Source organism: Phreatobacter sp. (assembly GCF_016793595.1).
GTDB lineage: Bacteria > Pseudomonadota > Alphaproteobacteria > Rhizobiales > Phreatobacteraceae > Phreatobacter.
The window spans coordinates 50,183-66,946 of sequence record NZ_JAEULY010000020.1 but is presented as its reverse complement, the minus strand read 5'-3'; the positions used below and the strand labels follow the sequence as shown (position 1 = coordinate 66,946).

Sequence of the window (16,764 nt, the reverse complement as noted above, 5' to 3'; positions counted from 1 at the left end):
TCGAGGAGACGAACGTGCAAACCAGGGTTTGGGACATCGGCACGGATATCGGCGGCACGTTCACCGACATCATCGCCGTCCAGTCCGCGAGCAACGAGACCCGCATCGCGAAAGTGCCCTCGCGCCCGGACGCGCCCGTGCGTGCCATGCTCGAGGCGCTCGCCGCCGTGGGACTCGGCGCCGCCGACGTCCGCCGCTTCGTGCACGGGACGACGCGGGTGACCAACGCTCTCGTCGAGGAGCGGCTTCCCAGGGTGGCGCTGGTGGCCACGGCCGGCTTCGAGGACGTGCTGGAGATCGCGCGCTACCGGCGCGAGGAACTCTATCGCCTCGATATCCGTCCGAAGGCGCCGCCGCTGGTACCGCCAGCGCTCTGCTTCGGGGTGAAGGAGCGCCTCGATCACTCAGGCGTCGTCGTCGAGCCCCTGCCCGAAGCCGAAATCGAGCGCCTCATTGCCTGGCTGAAGGCCAACGAGGTGCAGAGCGTGGCGATCTGCCTGCTGCATTCCTACGCGAACCCTGTCCACGAGAAGATGCTTGCGGAGCGTCTCGAAGGCGTCGTGCCGCATCTGTGCGTGTCGCACGAGATCAATCCGGAGGCGCGCGAATACGAGCGCGCGTCATCGACGGCCTTCAATGCGGCTGCGATGCCGATCGCGGTCGAATACCTTACCGAGCTCGAGGAGAAGCTGCCGCTGGGCGCGGGTTTGCAGGTGTTTCACTCGGCCGGCGCCATGGTGCCGATCCCGGCCGTGAAGCGCCGCCCTCTCGTCATGGCCATGTCCGGCCCCGCCGCAGGTGTTTCGGCATCGGCGCGCCTCGCGCGGGACCTCGGTCGTCCCCGTGTTCTCACGTTCGACATGGGTGGAACCACGACCGATGTCTGCCTGATCGTCGACGGTGCTGCGGAAATGACGGACACCCGCATGATGGGCGGGCGTCCGCTGCGCCAGCCCATGCTGGCCGTGCACTCTATCGGCGCGGGAGGCGGGTCGATCGTCAGCCTTGGACCCGGCGGACTGACCGTCGGACCGAAGAGCGCCGGCTCCGTGCCGGGGCCTGCCTGCTATGGCCGGGGCGGCGACCGGCCGACCATCACCGATGCCAATGCCGTGCTCGGCTATCTCGATCCCGAAGCTCGCCTCGGGGATACGATCCAGCTGGATGTCGAGGCCGCCCGCCGGGTCATCGCCCCGATCGCGAAAACGCTCGGGCTTGGCCTGACCGAAACGGCGCTCGGCATCGTCAAGGTCGCGAATGCGTCGATGGCGCGCGCCCTGCGCCGCGTCACGGTCGAGCGCGGTGTCGATGGCCGCGATTGCACGCTGCTCGCCTTTGGCGGTGGTGGCCCGATGCATGCGACGGGCCTCGCCGACATCTACGGGCTCAAGGAAATTGTCGTGCCCGCCGCTTCTAGCGCCTTCTCGGCGCTCGGCTGCCTGACCGCCGACTTCAGCTTTCTCCAACAGCGAACCGTCAGGATGCCGCTGAACGGCTTCCCGCAGGCAGCCTTCGCCGAACGTGTCGGCGAACTGGTCAGGGAGGCGACCACGCCGCTCATCGCCAATGGCATAGCGGAGCGCGACATCGCCATCGAGCATGTGGCGCTGATGCGTTATGCCGCGCAAAGCGACAGCATTCCGATCGGCTTTGCCATGCCGCTCGACATCGTGGCGCTGGAGGCGGACTTCCATAACCGCCACCAGCAGCTCTTCGGCTATGCCACCGGCGAGTCATGCGTCATCGAGTCCGTGCGCGTGCAGGCGGTCAAGGCATCCATGACCGCGTTCTCGCGGCCCGATGTCGGTCGCCCGCCGGTCACCGAACGCGTGCGCGACTGCGTCTTCGAGGGCGGCCGGCCGGTGCCAACCGCCATTATAGCTCGCGAAACCCTGGCGGCGACGGTTTCGGGCCCGGCCATCATCGAGGATGCCTGGTCGACCGTCGTGGTTCCGCCGGGCTGGCAGGCGCGCGCGGACGATCTCGGCAACCTCTTCCTGAACCGGAGCGCGGCATGAGCACGCTGGACCCCTTCGTCGTCGAGGTGATCCGTCATGGTCTCTCGGCGGCAGCCGAAGAGATGAGTCTTGTCATGACGCGCTCGGCGCGCTCGCCGCTGCTGCGCGAGGCCGGCGATCTGTCGTCCGCCATCACCGATGCCGAGGGCGGCCTGGTGGGGCAGGGGCGTGACATTCCCATCCACCTTGGCGCCATGGCCTATACGATCAGGGAACTGCTCAAGGTGTGCCCGGCCAGCGGCATGAAAGAGGGCGACGCGATCATCTACAATGTCGGCGCGCTCGGCGGTAACCACCTCAACGACGTCAAGGTGGCGCGACCGGTCTTCGTGGACGGCAAGCTGATCGCCTTCGCGCTCAGCCTCGCCCATTGGCCCGACGTGGGCGGGACCTGGCCGGGGAGCTACCTCGCGCGCGCCGTCGATACCTTCCAGGAGGCGATCCGCATCCCGCCTCTGCCCATTGCCAGTTCCGCCGGCGTCAATCGTCCGGTTCTCGACTTCATCCTCGCCAATGTCCGCGATCCCGTCTCCTGCGAAGGCGACCTGATGGCGCAGCTCGCCGCGACCACCGCCGCGGAGCGGCGCATCCGGGAGATGTGCGAGCAGTACGGCACGCAGACCTTCGTCGACACGATGGCGCGGCTGCACGACCTCTCGGAGGCCGAGATGCGGGCGGCTATCGCCGACCTGCCGGACGGCGTCTACGAGGGCGAGGACTTCCTCGACGATGGCGGACCGAACGGCGAGCCCTCGCGCATCCACGTCAGGATCGAGATCCGCGGCGACGAAGCGACCTTCGATCTGTCGGGATCGGCGGACAAGGTCGCGACCTTCTGCAACACGACGCCCTTCATCGCCCGTTCCGCTGTCGTCTATGCGGCGCGCATCATGAGCGGTCGCGACATGCAGCAGAATGCCGGAGCGTTGCGGCCGATCACGATCATCACGCGCCCGGGGTCCATTCTCGAGCCCGGCTGGAACGCCGCCGTGGCGGCGGGCAACCACGAGACGTCGATGCGCGTGGTCGATGCGATCTTCCTCGCCATGGAATCGGTCATTCCCGAAAAGCTCTCGGCAGGCGGCCCGGCGACCTCGGGTCTTCTGGCATTCGCCGAGCCCATGCCCGATCAGTCCTGGCGCATGCTCTACGAGGTGCACGGCGGCGGCGAGGGGGCTCGGCACGATCGCGACGGATGCCCGGCGACCAGGGTTCATCTGGCCAATACCTCGAACACACCCGCCGAGGTGATTGAAGCGAACTATGCCATCCGGGTCGAGCGCCAGGCCATCCGGCGGGATTCGGGCGGGAGAGGGCGCCACAAGGGCGGCGACGGCGTCATTCGCAGCTACCGCGTGCTCGCTCCCTCGATGTGGCTGACGACCTGTGTCGAGCGCACGGTCATGCCGACATACGGCCTCAGCGGCGGCGAACCCGGCAAGCCCTATGTCGTCACGCTGGAGCGCGATGGCGCCCGGGAGCCGCTCGCGGGCAAGGCAAACCTGTTGCTGAAAGCCGGCGATCTCGTCACGCTTGAGGGGTGCGGCGGCGGCGGATTCGGAGATCCGGCGACGCGGGTCTAGTAACCTTGCCGCGTCAACTTTCGGGGTGCGTGATGGCTCGCGACAGCGCGACGGGGGGCCGCGTGTCGGTGGCCGGGGTCGGGCTCGACCGCGGTTCCGACCTGCCGCTCTACCAGCAGGTCGCGGCTCACCTGCGCAACCAGATTCTCGACGGCCGCCTCAGCGCGGGGACGCGGCTGCTCGGCTCGCGCAGGCTGGCCGCCGAACTCGGCTGTTCGCGCGCGATCGTGCTGACGGCGTTCGACCTGCTCTATTCGGAAGGATATCTCCGGTCCGTGCCGCGCGGCGGCGTCGAGGTCGCGGCGGTCGCCCGGGCTTCCGCGCCCGTGGTGCCGGCGCCGACACCGTCGTCGACCGCGTCGGACGACTGGCTGTCGCAGCGCTGGCGCTCGGTGCTGGACACCCGCTACGATTTCGACCTCGGATCGCCGTTCAGCACGGGCACGCCCGACGTGTCGGGCTTCCCGTTCGATGTCTGGTCGCGCCTACTGCGCCAGACCTGGGCGAACCCGCCGCGCTCCGCTTGCGTCGACATGTCGCCGCTGGGATGGCAGCCGCTGCGCGAGGCGACCGCGGAATATCTCGGTGCCGTGCGCGGCCTGCTGTGCCGGCCCGACGAAGTGGCCATCACAAGCGCCAGTTCAGGGGCGCTGGACCTCTGCTGCCGGATGCTGCTCGATCCCGGCGACGAGGTCTGGGTGGAGGAGCCCGGCTTCATCGAGGCGCGCTGGAGCCTGAAGGCGGCCGGGGCGAAGCTCGTCCCGGTCCCTGTGGACGAGAAGGGGCTGATCGTTTCCGAGGGCATTCGCCGCGCGCCCAATGCCAAGCTCGCCGTCGTGACCCCGTCGCATCAGTTCCCGCTCGGCGTCGCCATGAACCTGGAGCGCCGGCAGGAGCTGCTGCAATGGGCCGGTCAGCATGGCGCATGGATCATCGAGGACGACTACAATTCCGAGTTCCGCCACCGCGACAGCATGACGGCATCGCTGAAGTCGCTCGATCGGGTCGGACGGGTCATCTATCTCGGCACTTTTTCCAAGGTGATGCTGCCGAGCCTGAGGATTGGCTATCTCGTCGCGAGCAGGCTGTTCACCGAAGCCTTCGCGCGCGGGCGCGCGCGCATAGACGTCCACACGGCGGGCACGACGCAGCTGGCGCTCGCGGAGTTCCTGCGCCAGGGGCATTTGCTGCGCTATCTCCGGCGCATGCGAAAGGTCTATGCCGAGCGGCAGGCGGCGGTGCTGGATGCCCTGCGCACCCTGATGCCCGACGAACTCGAAGTGCCGCCGACGCCCGCCGGGCTTCACCTGACGGCTCTGTTTCGGCCGGTCCTCGAGGGTAGGATCACCGACCGCGAGGTCTCCCGCCTCAGCCGCGCCTCCGGCAATTTCATCCAGCCGCTATCCCAGTGCTACCTCGGCGAGCCGGACAGGCAGGGGCTGCTGGTTGGCTATGGCCGGCTGGACGCCAAGGAGGCTCATCCGAGACTGGCCGCCATTGCCGCGGCGCTTCGCTCGGCCTGACGGATCTGGCTCACCATTCCATGCCGGAACTGGCGCTGTTGAAGCCCACATCGCGCTCCTAAGGTCACGCGATAGACAATCAGGGAGGTCGTCGATGGGCCGGTTGCTGCGCACGGGTCTCAATGCCGGCACTGAAGCGCCGCAGGTCGTAGGCGGCGAGGGCGTGCACTTCCATCTCAGCGACGGGCGCAAGGTGCTCGACGGGAGCAATACCGGCGGCCCGCTCGGGCATGGGCATCCGCGCATGGCCGAAGCGCTGCGCGAGGCGGCGGGGCTGCCGATGGTCAGCGAGGGCTGGAGCTGGCGCGGCCGCGACAAGGCGGCGGAGGAGCTGTTCGATGTCGCGCTCAAGGGCGAGAAGCACTGGGCCGGGGCCGTGCGCTTCTGCCTCAGCGGCAGCGAGGGCAACGATATCGCCCTGTCCCTGTCGCAGGCGCTGACCGGACGCAAGGCAATCGCAACGCGCGAGCGCGCCTATCACGGTCTGGTCGGCCTCAGCCGCGACGTCACGGTCCAGCCGCACTGGCATGGCGGCCTCGCGGCGCCGAATGGCGGAACCAAGATTCCCCCGCCGGGCGCGAAGGTTCATGTGCTGCCGGCACCGGAAGGGGCGACCTATCTCTCCGCGACGGAGGCGGCCCGTCGCCTGCCGCCCCTCGACGAACGCCTCGCGGGCGCGGCCGAGAAACTGCGCGATTCCGCCGCCGTCATCATCGACTACACCCAGGGCGGCTACTATCACGACGGTGCCTATCAGGATGCGGTTGCCGGGATCGCGCGCCGCGAGGGCTGCCTGTGGATCGCCGACGAGGTGGTGACGGGCGTAGGGCGCTCCGGGCGCCCGTTCGCGTTCCAGGGCGGTGACACGCGTCCGGATATCGTGACGCTCGGCAAGGGTCTCGGCGGCGGCATGGTGTCCGTTGCGGCGATCGTGGTCTCCAAGGATGTCGCCGCCGAACTCGACGGCAAGAGCTGGCAGAACTACGGCACGCTCCGCGGGCATCCGATGGCCATGGCGGCGGTCAGCGCCTATCTCGGGATCGTGCGGGACGAAGGCCTCCTCGACCGCGTGAAGGCGCTGGAGGGGCTCTACGCCCGCCGCCTCACCGAAATCGCCGCCCGGCATCCGAGCGTCTCGCGTGTCGCGGGCCAGGGCCTTCACTGGACGATCGAGCTGCATGGCCCGGACTGGCGCAACTGGCTTGCAGATACGCCGGAGGCCCCGATCGCCTCGCGTGTCGCCGGCCACGCTCTCGGCGCCGGGGCCGTCATCGGCACGAGCGGCGAACAGGTTTCGCTGTTCCTCGCGCCGCCGCTGATCATCTCGGAGGCTGAATCAGAGCGGTTGCTGTCCATTCTCGACGACAGCCTGTTCCTCGCCGACCGGGAGCACAATGCGACGATGGAAGGGGCACATTGATGGACGATCTGAAGGCGGTCCTCGCCACGGTGCAGGGCTATTTCGACGCACTCTACGACGGCAGCGTCGAAGGGTTCCGGGCGGTATTCCATCCGGAAGCACAGCTGTTCACCTCCGAAGCGGGAAATACCGCGGCGCTCGGGATGGACGCCTACATGGAGCGGGTGGCTAACCGTGCGTCTCCGGCCTCGCGCAACGATCCGCGCTACGACGAGGTGGTCAGCGCAACGATTGCCAGCCCGACGACAGCGCATGTCCGCGTGCGCGACGCGTTGCTGCCGAACCGCTTCGTGGACGAGCTGTTGCTGGTGAAGTTCGCCGTTGGCTGGAAGATCGTCTGCAAGTCGTGGGCTTTCGACAACGGCAAGCCGGCGGCATGATCCGCACGGCGGTCGAGGACGGCTCGATCCTCGTGGTGACGATGGATCGTCCGCCGGCCAATGCCATCGACCAGTTGATGAGCGACGGGCTGGATGCCGCCTTCAACCGCTTCGAGGCCGATGCCGATCTGCGCGTCTGCGTGGTCGCCGGTGCCGGCGATCGGTTCTTTTCCGCCGGCTGGGACCTCAAGGATGTCGCTGCCGGCAACGGCGACGAGAGCCGCTTCGGGGCCGGCGGCTATATGGGGCTGACCGAGCGCTGGAACCTCGCCAAGCCGGTCATCGCGGCAGTCAACGGGACTGCGGCGGGCGGCGGGTTCGAACTGGCGCTCGCCTGCGACCTCGTGGTGGCGGCAGAGGGAGTTCGTTTCGTTCTGCCCGAAGTGCGCCACGGCCTCGTCGCCGAGGGCGGCGGGGTCATCCGGGCCCCGCGCCGGCTGCCGCCCATGATCGCGATGGAGCTTCTGCTCACCGGTCGTCCGGCATTGGCGGAAGAGCTTGCGCAACACGGCTTCGTCAACCGGGTCGTGAAGCCTGGAGAGACACTTTCCGTCGCGCTCGAACTGGCGCGGCGGATCTGCGAAGCCGCGCCCACGGCGGTCGCCGCGACGAAGGAAGTCGTCGCGAGGACGCTGCATCTCGGCGAGCGCGAGGCCTATGCGATGATGCGTGGCGGCACCTTGCCGGCCTATCGCCGCATGCGCGGCTCGCCAAACCGGGCCGAGGGGCCGCTCGCCTTCGTCGAGAAGCGCCCGCCCCGGTGGGTTCCCTGACATGAAGCAGCGGGGTTGCTGTGGCCGATGCGATTCCTGGCACGCAACGGCATGGAGAGTTCGGCAATGACGGCTGATGTCGCGGAACTGCATGATCGCTTCTGGCCTGCCGGGGTTACCCGCAACCTCGGCCCGCTGCCTCGCTCCCTGTCGGAGGCGCTGCGGAACACGGCGGCGCGCCGGGGCGATGCCATGGCCATCGGCTTCTATGGTGCTTCCGTAAGCTATCGCGCCCTGCTGGAGCAGGTCGAGCGCCTCGCTGCCTTCCTGCAACATGCCTGCGGCGTGTCGAAGGGCGACCGGGTCCTGCTCGACATGCAGAACTCCCCGCAGTTCGTCATCGCCTTCCAGGCCGTGGTTCGAGCGGGCGCCGCGGTTGTTCCGATCAACCCGATGAGCACGGCCGGGGAACTATCCTATCTCGCGACCGATAGCGGAGCCCGTGTCGCGATCGTCGGTGCGGAGCTCCTGGACCGGTTTGCGGCACTGATGCCCGACCCGCTCCGGCATGTCATCGCGGCGGCCTATGGCGACGCCCTTCCGGATACCAGGCAATTCAGGCTTCCGGCGGTGATCGACGGGAGCCGCCTGCCGGACCGCCTGCACGCGGGCATCGTCGGCTGGCGCGACGCATGCGCAGAGACCCGCGCTCCTCTGCCCGACGATACGGGGCCGGACGACCTTTGCGTCATGCCCTACACGTCGGGGACGACCGGCAAGCCAAAGGCTTGCATCCACACGCATGCCAGCGTGCTTCACACGGCCATTCTCCAGGCCCGATGGTATGGCGCTGGGGACGGCACTGTCCTGACCGCCTTCATGCCGCTGTTCCACGTCGCCGGCATGCAGTTCTCGCTGAACGGCAGTCTTGTCTCGGGCGCGGCCATGGTGATCATGACCCGCTGGGACCGCGATCTCATTCCGTCGCTGTTCAAGTCCTATGGCGTGACGATGTGGAGCGCGGCTCCGACCATGGTCGTCGACGCCCTTGCCGCGCCGGGCTTCGACGCAAGCGCTTTCGACACGTTGAATGTCGTGACCGGCGGCGGCGCCAAGATGCCCGCGGCGGTGGCCGAGGAACTGCTTCGCCGCTGGGGCCTTCGCTACATCGAAGGCTACGGCATGAGCGAAACCATCTCGCCGACCCACATCAATCCGCCCGATCGCCCCAAGCCGCAATGCCTGGGCATTCCGGTGCACGATACGATCGCGCGGGTGATCGATCCCGAGACACTCGACGAGGTCGAGACCGGCGCCATCGGCGAGATCATCGTCTCCGGCCCCCAGCTGATGCGCGGCTACTGGAACCGTCCCGAGGCCAATGCCGAAGTGTTTCTTGAACGGGAGGGGCGGCGGTTTCTTCGCACAGGCGACCTCGGCCGGGTGGACGAGGACGGCTATTTCCACATGGTCGACCGGCTGAAGCGCATGATCTCGGTTTCCGGCTTCAAGGTCTGGCCGGCCGAATGCGAGGCCGTGCTATACGGGCACCCCGCCATCCAGGAATGCTGCGTGATAGCCGCGCCGGACGATCATCGCGGCGAGACGGTCAAGGCTCTGATCGTGCGGCGGCCCGGCATGGAACTGGACGCCGATGGCCTGATGTCCTGGGCGAGGGAGCGGATGGCGGCCTACAAGGCCCCGCGCGCCGTCGCGTTCGTCGACAACCTGCCGCGTTCGGCATCGAACAAGGTCGACTGGCGGGCCCTGCAGGCGGTCGAATGGGCTACGCGCGAACAGGGTGATCCGCGATCGGTCTGACATACCGAGCAACCGCCGGATCGCGGACAAATGCGCTAACGAATGCGGTGTCCAGGGGTTTGGCCTTCATCGTACGGCGCGAAGTGTGTTTTCCTGCGGGGACGCTCCTGAGACGCGCTGGTGCGAACTTGGTGGCGTCGGCCGGCGCTTCGATGCAGGACGCTCATCTCGCTACGCCCGTTGGTCTCCTAACGGGCTTCGGGCGCGCGACAGAAAATCGGAGATGTCCAGGCCATCTGCGCACCCGCCTGTCGCAAGCGAATATACAGGCTCTCGCCGGCGTCGAACGAGCCGAGCGGCACCTCGCCATGCCACTGCCACTGATGCGGCCTCGGCAGCGCGTGAAAGCGCCAGGCCGGACTGTCGATCGGGCCGAGATTGCCACTCTTGGCCCCCTCAAAGAGCCGCTCGGCGGGAATGTCGACCCGCTGACCCGACAGTTCGGCCCGGATCACCGCGCGCGTGCCGAGCTTCAGGCGGAGCGCCAGACCCTGGGTCGCGGAGGTCGCATTGTTCGGGTTCGCCTCGGCCGTGACGGCGAACCTCACCGCATCCCCGTCGAGGGCAATGGAGGGCAGAGCATGGCCGTGATCGTCGCCCTCCAGCGGAGAGACGATCTCGGCGCCCCTGAAGCGAGGCTCCACAGATAGAATCTCGCCGTCCTCGACCGCGATCCGGCCTTCCCAGCGGTGGCTGCGACCGCGCGCTCCCCAGCCGAGCTCCAGATAAAGCACCGTCTCGGGTGCTTCGGGCAACAGTGCGGGCGTGATCTCCGGCGAGATTCGATGAGCGAGCTTGCCGTTGCGGATCACGTCGATCGCATCAATGAACCCGCCTGCCACGGCCTCGATACGCAGCATGCCGTCCTTCGAGGGGGGCACGATTCCGCCCTGGACGGCATTGCCCACGGCGGCGAGCAGGTGGATGTTGTCTCCCGTCAGTGCGTTCGTTCTGCGCGCAAGCATCGCATCCCAGACGGAGGAGCGGTCGCGGCCGGTAGCATAGGCAGCCATGCGGCCATGCCCGTAGGAACCCGGGAAGGCCGAGTGATGGTCGGTGTTGCCGACGATGCCGAAGACGTGCCCTGCGGCAAGCCCGTGCTGCATGGTCGAGCGACCGTCGACCGGCCCCATGGAATGCAGATAGCCGCGGTCCGTCTCCGAGGCCTCGGCGCAGCCGTGCATCGAATTCATCTCGACGAATGGGGAAAGCGCCGGATCGAACGTGTCCCAGTTGATGCCGCGTGCGCCGAGCCGGTAGCCGATGTGGTGCGGGAAGGCGAAGGCGCGTCCGGAAAGCTCGCGATCGAGCGCCTGCTTCAGTTCGGCCGGACTGTTCTCGAGGAGCAGCGGAGCCTGATCCAGATCACGATAGACGATCGTATAGTCGCCGTGGGCGGCCGAGTGGATCTCGTAACCCGGAAAGACGACCAGCCTGTCGGTGCTCGCCTTTGCCAGCGCCGCGAAGTGGCCGGGCCAGCCCTCCCGCAGCTTGGCGAAGCCCTCGACGTGGAAGGCGACGATGTGGGCGACGCTCGGATCGTCGACGGGCATGTCGGGCCAGTGCGCATGGCCGGTGATCGATACGAAATCGAGCTGGAGCGCCGCCCGGGCGAGGGCGTCGGCGAAACGGCCATGCCCGTAGCTCAGGTCGCAATGATTGTGGATGTCGCCGTAAAGCGGCACGAGCCCGAACTCGTCGGCAAGAGGGGTCAGCCGGGGCGGCAGGGGTGCGCGGATCATTGTCTTGAGTCTCCCGGCTCCGGCCCGATCGGCTGTCGCGTGCCTGTCCGGGCGGCGGCATAGGCAGTCTCGATCATGAGCAGCGCGGCGCGGCCCTCCGCCAGGCCCGCCGGCGGTGGCTCACCGGTGCGCAGGCAGTGCACGAAGCCAATCGCGTTCTGATGATGAAACTGGCCGAGCTTGAAGCGGGGCGTCACGTCGAGGGTCTTCCATCGCTTCTTGCCAGCCACTTCCGCCGAAACGCGAAGGAAGCCCTCGCGCGTGATGTCGCGGGACGCGAGGTCCACGGCGGACAGGAGCGCCGTCGCCCGCGTTCCGTAGATCTCGACGGAGGTATCGGCGGCGGGGAGGAGGAAGGAAGCGGTCAGTTCCGCCATCATGCCATCGGCGTAGCGGAACAGGGCCGTCGCGGTCTCATCGACGGCAAGGCCGGCAACGGGTGAGGTCGTCTCCGCGGTCACGGATGCCGGCAGGCCGAAGAGCCAGTGCAGCAGGTCCGCCCCGTGAATCCCTTCGTCGAGCAATGCACCGCCGCCACCCAGCTCGGGATCGACATACCAGCGCTCGCGAAATTCGGGCTGCAATCCATAGAAATGGCCGTGCCGGATGCGGACGAGGTGGACGCGCCCGAGCTGGCCGTCGTCGATCAGGCATTTCAGCGCGTGCGAGGCCGGGTCGAAGCGCTTGGGGAAGCTCTGCATGAACAGGATGCCGGCCTGCCCGACGGCGGCCGCCATCGCGTCGGCCTCCGCGACCGTGCGGGCCGTCGGCTTCTCGCAGAGGACCGCGCGACCGGCGGCGCAAGCCGCAAGGGTCAGCTCCGGGTGCCTTGCGGTTTCCGAGCAGATCGCGACCGCATCGCAGCCGGCAAGCGCGGCCGACAGATCGGGCTCGAACGCAATTCCGAACCGGTCGGCGGCTTCCTGCCCGCGCGCGGTTTCGTCGTCCCAGACGCAGGTGACGCTCACGTCAGGGTCGGCGAGGAAGGCTTCAGTCCAGAAGTTCGCGTGATAGTGCGCGAAGCTGAGCACAGCGATGCGAGGCCTGGCGACGGGGAGCTTGGCGATCATCGACTTGCTCACGTGGGCTCGACCTGCATCCGGGCCCCGCCGCGCTCCGCCGATGCCGCGATTGCCTCGGCAACCAGCATGCTTCGGAGACCGTCATTGGCAGAGGCCTGCTTGGTACCGCCAAGCAGAGAATCCACCCAGGCCCGGTGATGACGATAGCCGAGGGGAGCCACGGGCACCGGACAAGCGGTCCAGCTGTCGGCGCCCTTGCGCCTCAGCGCGAGTGGGCCGTGCTCCGTTCGCAGCCAGAGCACGCCGTCCGTGCCATAAATCTCCATGCGAAAGCGGTCCGTGCCGGCGGGCTCGATCATCGACATCTCATGGGCGACGAGCGGGCCGGCCTCGAGTTCGTAGACGGCATGGGCGGTGTCTGGGTTCTCGACGCAGATCACACGGCCGTCTCGAAGGCGCCGCTCCTTCAGGAGTGTCGCGGTGCGGGCCGATACGGCGACGATCGGACCGAAGAGGTAACTGACGAGATCGATGCCGTGGATCCCAAGCTGCAGCACGACCCCGCCGCCGACGACGTCGCGCCTGAAGAACCAGTCGCCCCAGTCGGGGCCGGGCGTGGCGTTGCGGATTCTGACGGAGGTCACGCGCCCGATGGCGTCGTTGGCCAGCAGCGCCTGCGCCGCCGCGACCTCTTCGAAATGACGATGCATCCAGCTCACCTGGAGGTCGGCGCCGGTCTCGGCGGCGACGGCAAGAATGCGCCGGCAGGCGGCCGCGGTCGGTGCCATCGGCTTCTGGAGAAGAACGGCCCGCCCCGCACGCATGGCCTCGCAGGCGAGCGCCTCGTGCGTGTCGTCGGGCGTGGTGATGACCACGGCCGCGACATCGGGCCGGCATATCGCTGCCCCGATGTCGTCGGTCGCGTCCGCTACGCCGTGGCGGGCCGCCACGTCCTGCGCCTTGGTCACCGTCCGGCTCGCGATCACGCGGACCTCCGCCTCGGCAACGACCGAAAGGCCGTCAAGGTGGTAGTCCGCGATAAATCCCGCGCCGACGAGAGCGATTCCAAGACCATTCACGGCGCTCAGATCCTCGCCTTGCCCTGGATCTTGACGAGAGCGGGATCCGCCGCCGCGACCGGGGCCGTGAAAGTGTATTCCATCGGGTCCGTGACGGTTCTCACGCGGCCCGAAGCCACCAGGTAGCCGGCCATGGAGCGCATGTCCGCGACATAGGCTTCATCGAAGGCCGGGTTGAAGGCGTACTGGTCCCAGATTGCCTCGACGAGCGTGGGGTCCTGTCTGGTCTCCCGCGCCACGAGGCCGAGCACCTCGGCGCGGTTGGCCGGGTCGGCGGCGTATTTCTGGCCCCCCACGAGCGCCGCCATCAGTGCGCGCACGGTGTTCGGGTTCCTGCGCGCGAAGTCCTGGCTGGTCACGAACAGGGACCGCGTCGCCGAGACCTGGGCCTTCTGACCGCGATTGGCCTCGAAATAGCTCGTCGTGCCGCTGTGGATCAGCTCGCCTCCGCCCTTCACGGCGTTGTAGCCCCAGGGCTGCCAACAGAGCAGCGCCTGCACGTTTCCTGAATTGAGACCGGCAAGCTGCTCGGGCGGCGGCAGGTTGACGGCCTGCAGCCGCCTCTCGTCGAGTCCGTAACGCTTGGCGATGTTCTGCAGCATCGCGCTCGCCGTCGAGCCCGCGAGGAGGCCGATCTTGATGTTGTAGAGGTCCTCCGGCTTGCGGACATTCGCGTCCTTGCGGGCGACAAGGCGATCGGCCTCGGTGGCGATGCAGTTCGTGCCGAGCACGACGACGGGGATGTCGTTCGCAACCATCGAGATGGGCGGCAGATTGCCCGGCGTCCAGAGCTGGATCTGACCGGCGATCAGAGCCTCGCCCGCAAGCGCGCCACTGGTAAACGACTTCGTGTTCACCTCGGTGAAGCCGGCCTCCCTCAGCCAGCCCTTCTGCATGGCCAGGATATGCGGCGCAAAGACCGGATCGAGCCCGAAGCCGATATCGAGCTTCGTGATCTCCGATTTTGCCTGTGCGCGTGCGAGATTGGGCGCGCCCAACATGGCGCCGGTTGCCGCGACGCCTGCCATCAGTTCCCGTCTGTTCATCGTGATCCCTCCTCGTGCCTAGACCTTTGCCCACCGTCCGACGGTGCGCGCGATGACGATGCCAAGCTGCCGGTCCGCCAGCAGGCTTACGACGCCGATGAGAACGATCCCGAAGACGGAGACGCCGAGGTGCCCGAGTTGGCGCGCCTCCATGATCAGATGGCCCATGCCGCGTTCGGCCGCGATGAGCTCCGCCGCGACCAGGATGCCGAAGGCGAGGCCGAACCCGACCCGCAGGCCGACCGCCACATCGGGCATGGCAGCCGGAACGGCGACCCTCCAGAGCAGCCGCCACCCCTCTACATCCATGGTCCGCGCGGCCCTGAACAGGACGGGCGGGATCATGGTCATGCCGCGATAGGCGTTCGTGAAGATGGGAAAGAAGGCGCCGAGGACGATCACGAATATCTTCGACGGTTCGCCGAGGCCGAACCAGACGATGGCGAGCGGAATCCAGGCGAGCGGCGGGATCGGGCGCAGCACTTCGACGAGCGGCCGGACGATCCAGCCAAGTGCGCGGAACCAGCCGCAGGCGAGGCCGAGGCCGACACCGAGAGTGGCGGCGATGGCGAAGCCGGCGAGAATCCGCCCCAGGCTCACGCCGACATGGCCGAGCAGCTCCGGCAGGGTAAGCACAGTCCAGGCTTGCCCGATCGCCTGGATCGGCGAGGGCAGCACAGCCGGGTCGCGCCACACCAGACGCGCCGCAAGTTCCCAGATCAGAAGGAACAATGCGACCCCGATCGTGCCGGCGTACCGGTCTATTGCATGTCTCATCGGCCGGCCTCCCTCTCGCGCGGCAGCCACGGCATGAGGGCATGTTCGAGGCGTGTCATCCCGGCCGCGATCGCAAGGCCGAGAAGACCGAGGGTCGCCATCCCGACCATCGTCACGTCGGTCCGGTAGAAGGTTCGCGCTTCCATGATCAGCGCGCCGAGCCCGGTCGTCGTACCGATCATCTCGGCCCCGACGATGACCATGAACCCGACGCCGAGCGCGATGCGGGCACCGGCCGCGATGCGTGGCAGGGCGGCGGGCAGTATCACGCGCATGAAGATGCGGCGCGCCGGCGTATCCATCGTGCGGGCAGCGCGCAGCAGCACGGGGTCGACGAGGCGCACCGCGGCCACGACGTTCGACAGCATCACCCAGAAGCAGCCATAGCCGATCAGGAAGATCTTCGATGCCTCGCCGATGCCGAACCAGACAAGCGCCAGAGGCAGCAGGCTCAGGGTCGCGACGGAGCGGCAGAAGCCGATGATCGGCTGCGTCATGCGGTCGAGAACAGGACGCGAGCCGATGAGCAGGCCGATCGGGATCGCGAGCGCGACCGCGACCAGAAAGCCGCCGCCGATCCGCGCCAGCGTCGCGCCGAGGTGATCGGCGAGCAGCTTGCCCACAGGTACGCCGCTGGTGACGAGCTCGACGGTGCTCGATACGAGCCGGCTCGGTGGCGGAAACAGAAGCCGCCGCAGCCAGCCGGCGTGCACCGCATATTCCCAGGTCGCGAAGAACAGCGCGAAGACGGCGAGTGGGACGAGCACCGGCGCGAGCGAGCGGGGGCGGGGCGCGGCCATCGTCAGCGTTCCTGCAGGGCCTGCCAGATGGCCTCGTGGGTCTCCACGAGAGACAGGGACGAGCGGGAGCGCGGCCGTGGCTCATCGATCCGGCGCTCCAGGACGATGCGGCCTGGACGCGGAGCGAGGACGACGATCCGGTCGGCGAGCATCAGGGCCTCCCAGATCGAGTGGGTGACGAAGAGCACGGTCTTGCGGCGCGCCTGCCAGACGCGCAGCAACTCGTCCTGCATCTCGTTGCGGGTCAGCTCGTCGAGCGCGCCGAACGGCTCGTCCATCAGGAGAATGTCCGGGTCGAGCGCGAGCGCCCGGGCGATGGCAACGCGCTGCTGCATGCCGCCGGACAGTTCCGCGGGATATTTGTCCCCGACGCCTTCCAGTCCGACGAGCCTGAGGAGATCGTCGGCAAGCGCCTGGGCGTCCGCCCTGCCGACGCCTCGGTTCTCGGCCGCGAACATCACGTTGCGGGCAGCCGTCAGCCAGGGGAAAAGGGCGTTCTGCTGAAACACCATGCCCTTGCCGCCGCCCGGCCCGGTAACAGGGCGGCCGGCGACGCGCGCGACGCCGCTCGTTGCCTGTTCGAGCCCGGCCACGATGTTGAGCAGCGTGGTCTTGCCGCAGCCGCTCCGCCCGAGCAGCACGACGAACTCATTGTCGCCGATGGTCAGGTCGACCGAGCCAAGCACAGGCGGCGAGCCAGCCCGATCGGCGGCGAAGAGCTTGCCGACTCCGCTCAGCTCGATCGCGGCGCGTCCCATGGTCGCGGTCACGTCGAAAATCCCGGCCTGCGGATGATCCGCTGCAGTTCCCCGAATGGCTGTCCCCGCCGGACTGGTGGCG

Annotated in this window: 14 protein-coding genes; 7 read left to right on the top strand and 7 right to left on the bottom strand. The window is 68.0% G+C overall.

What is annotated here, in order from left to right; genetic code table 11:
• Window positions 1–14: 14 nt before the first annotated feature.
• The 7 genes from JNK84_RS19790 (at window position 15) to JNK84_RS19760 (ending at window position 9,458) form a co-directional block, all read left to right on the top strand.
• Window positions 15–2,018, top strand: a complete 2,004-nt coding sequence (locus JNK84_RS19790; protein WP_293427161.1) for a hydantoinase/oxoprolinase family protein — start codon at window positions 15–17, stop codon at window positions 2,016–2,018.
• Window positions 2,015–3,601: a hydantoinase B/oxoprolinase family protein gene (locus JNK84_RS19785; protein WP_293427158.1), complete on the top strand. Its 1,587-nt coding sequence runs from the start codon at window positions 2,015–2,017 to the stop codon at window positions 3,599–3,601. The genes JNK84_RS19790 and JNK84_RS19785 overlap by 4 nt, the downstream gene beginning before the upstream one ends.
• A gap of 32 nt (window positions 3,602–3,633) precedes the next feature.
• Window positions 3,634–5,124, top strand: a complete 1,491-nt coding sequence (gene pdxR / locus JNK84_RS19780; protein ID WP_293427155.1) for a MocR-like pyridoxine biosynthesis transcription factor PdxR — start codon at window positions 3,634–3,636, stop codon at window positions 5,122–5,124.
• 94 nt (window positions 5,125–5,218) lie between these two features.
• The gene (locus tag JNK84_RS19775; protein ID WP_293427152.1) at window positions 5,219–6,544 is read left to right on the top strand and encodes a class-III pyridoxal-phosphate-dependent aminotransferase; all 1,326 of its coding nucleotides are present in this window, start codon (window positions 5,219–5,221) and stop codon (window positions 6,542–6,544) included.
• A complete protein-coding gene (locus JNK84_RS19770; RefSeq protein ID WP_293427149.1) occupies window positions 6,544–6,924 on the top strand; it encodes a nuclear transport factor 2 family protein in 381 nt (126 codons plus the stop codon). Before JNK84_RS19775 ends, JNK84_RS19770 begins: the two co-directional genes overlap by 1 nt.
• Window positions 6,921–7,697, top strand: a complete 777-nt coding sequence (locus JNK84_RS19765; protein ID WP_293427146.1) for an enoyl-CoA hydratase-related protein — start codon at window positions 6,921–6,923, stop codon at window positions 7,695–7,697. Before JNK84_RS19770 ends, JNK84_RS19765 begins: the two co-directional genes overlap by 4 nt.
• A gap of 66 nt (window positions 7,698–7,763) precedes the next feature.
• Entirely contained in the window at window positions 7,764–9,458 is a 1,695-nt protein-coding gene (locus JNK84_RS19760) for a long-chain-fatty-acid--CoA ligase (protein ID WP_293427143.1), read from the top strand.
• A 188-nt stretch (window positions 9,459–9,646) separates the two neighbouring features.
• Here JNK84_RS19760 and JNK84_RS19755 read toward each other — a convergent pair whose 3' ends face one another.
• Genes JNK84_RS19755 through JNK84_RS19725 form a run of 7 tightly spaced genes read right to left on the bottom strand, consistent with a single transcriptional unit; the run spans window position 9,647 to window position 16,694 of the window.
• Window positions 9,647–11,200 (bottom strand): hypothetical protein, encoded by a 1,554-nt coding sequence (locus JNK84_RS19755; protein ID WP_293427140.1) that lies wholly within the window; start codon window positions 11,198–11,200, stop codon window positions 9,647–9,649.
• Window positions 11,197–12,282 carry a Gfo/Idh/MocA family protein gene (locus JNK84_RS19750; RefSeq protein WP_293427137.1) on the bottom strand — a complete coding sequence of 362 codons (1,086 nt, stop codon included), beginning with the start codon at window positions 12,280–12,282 and terminating at the stop codon, window positions 11,197–11,199. Before JNK84_RS19750 ends, JNK84_RS19755 begins: the two co-directional genes overlap by 4 nt.
• On the bottom strand, window positions 12,279–13,301 hold the full coding sequence (locus tag JNK84_RS19745) for a Gfo/Idh/MocA family protein (protein WP_293427134.1): 1,023 nt from the start codon (window positions 13,299–13,301) through the stop codon (window positions 12,279–12,281). The genes JNK84_RS19750 and JNK84_RS19745 overlap by 4 nt, the downstream gene beginning before the upstream one ends.
• Before the next feature lie 5 nt (window positions 13,302–13,306).
• Complete coding sequence (locus JNK84_RS19740; RefSeq protein WP_293427131.1) at window positions 13,307–14,347, bottom strand: ABC transporter substrate-binding protein; 1,041 nt, start codon at window positions 14,345–14,347, stop codon at window positions 13,307–13,309.
• 18 nt (window positions 14,348–14,365) lie between these two features.
• A complete protein-coding gene (locus JNK84_RS19735) occupies window positions 14,366–15,124 on the bottom strand; it encodes an ABC transporter permease (protein WP_293427128.1) in 759 nt (252 codons plus the stop codon).
• On the bottom strand, window positions 15,121–15,924 hold the full coding sequence (locus tag JNK84_RS19730) for an ABC transporter permease (RefSeq protein ID WP_293427125.1): 804 nt from the start codon (window positions 15,922–15,924) through the stop codon (window positions 15,121–15,123). The genes JNK84_RS19735 and JNK84_RS19730 overlap by 4 nt, the downstream gene beginning before the upstream one ends.
• A gap of 2 nt (window positions 15,925–15,926) precedes the next feature.
• Entirely contained in the window at window positions 15,927–16,694 is a 768-nt protein-coding gene (locus tag JNK84_RS19725; RefSeq protein WP_293427122.1) for an ABC transporter ATP-binding protein, read from the bottom strand.
• Between the last annotated feature and the right edge of the window lie 70 nt (window positions 16,695–16,764).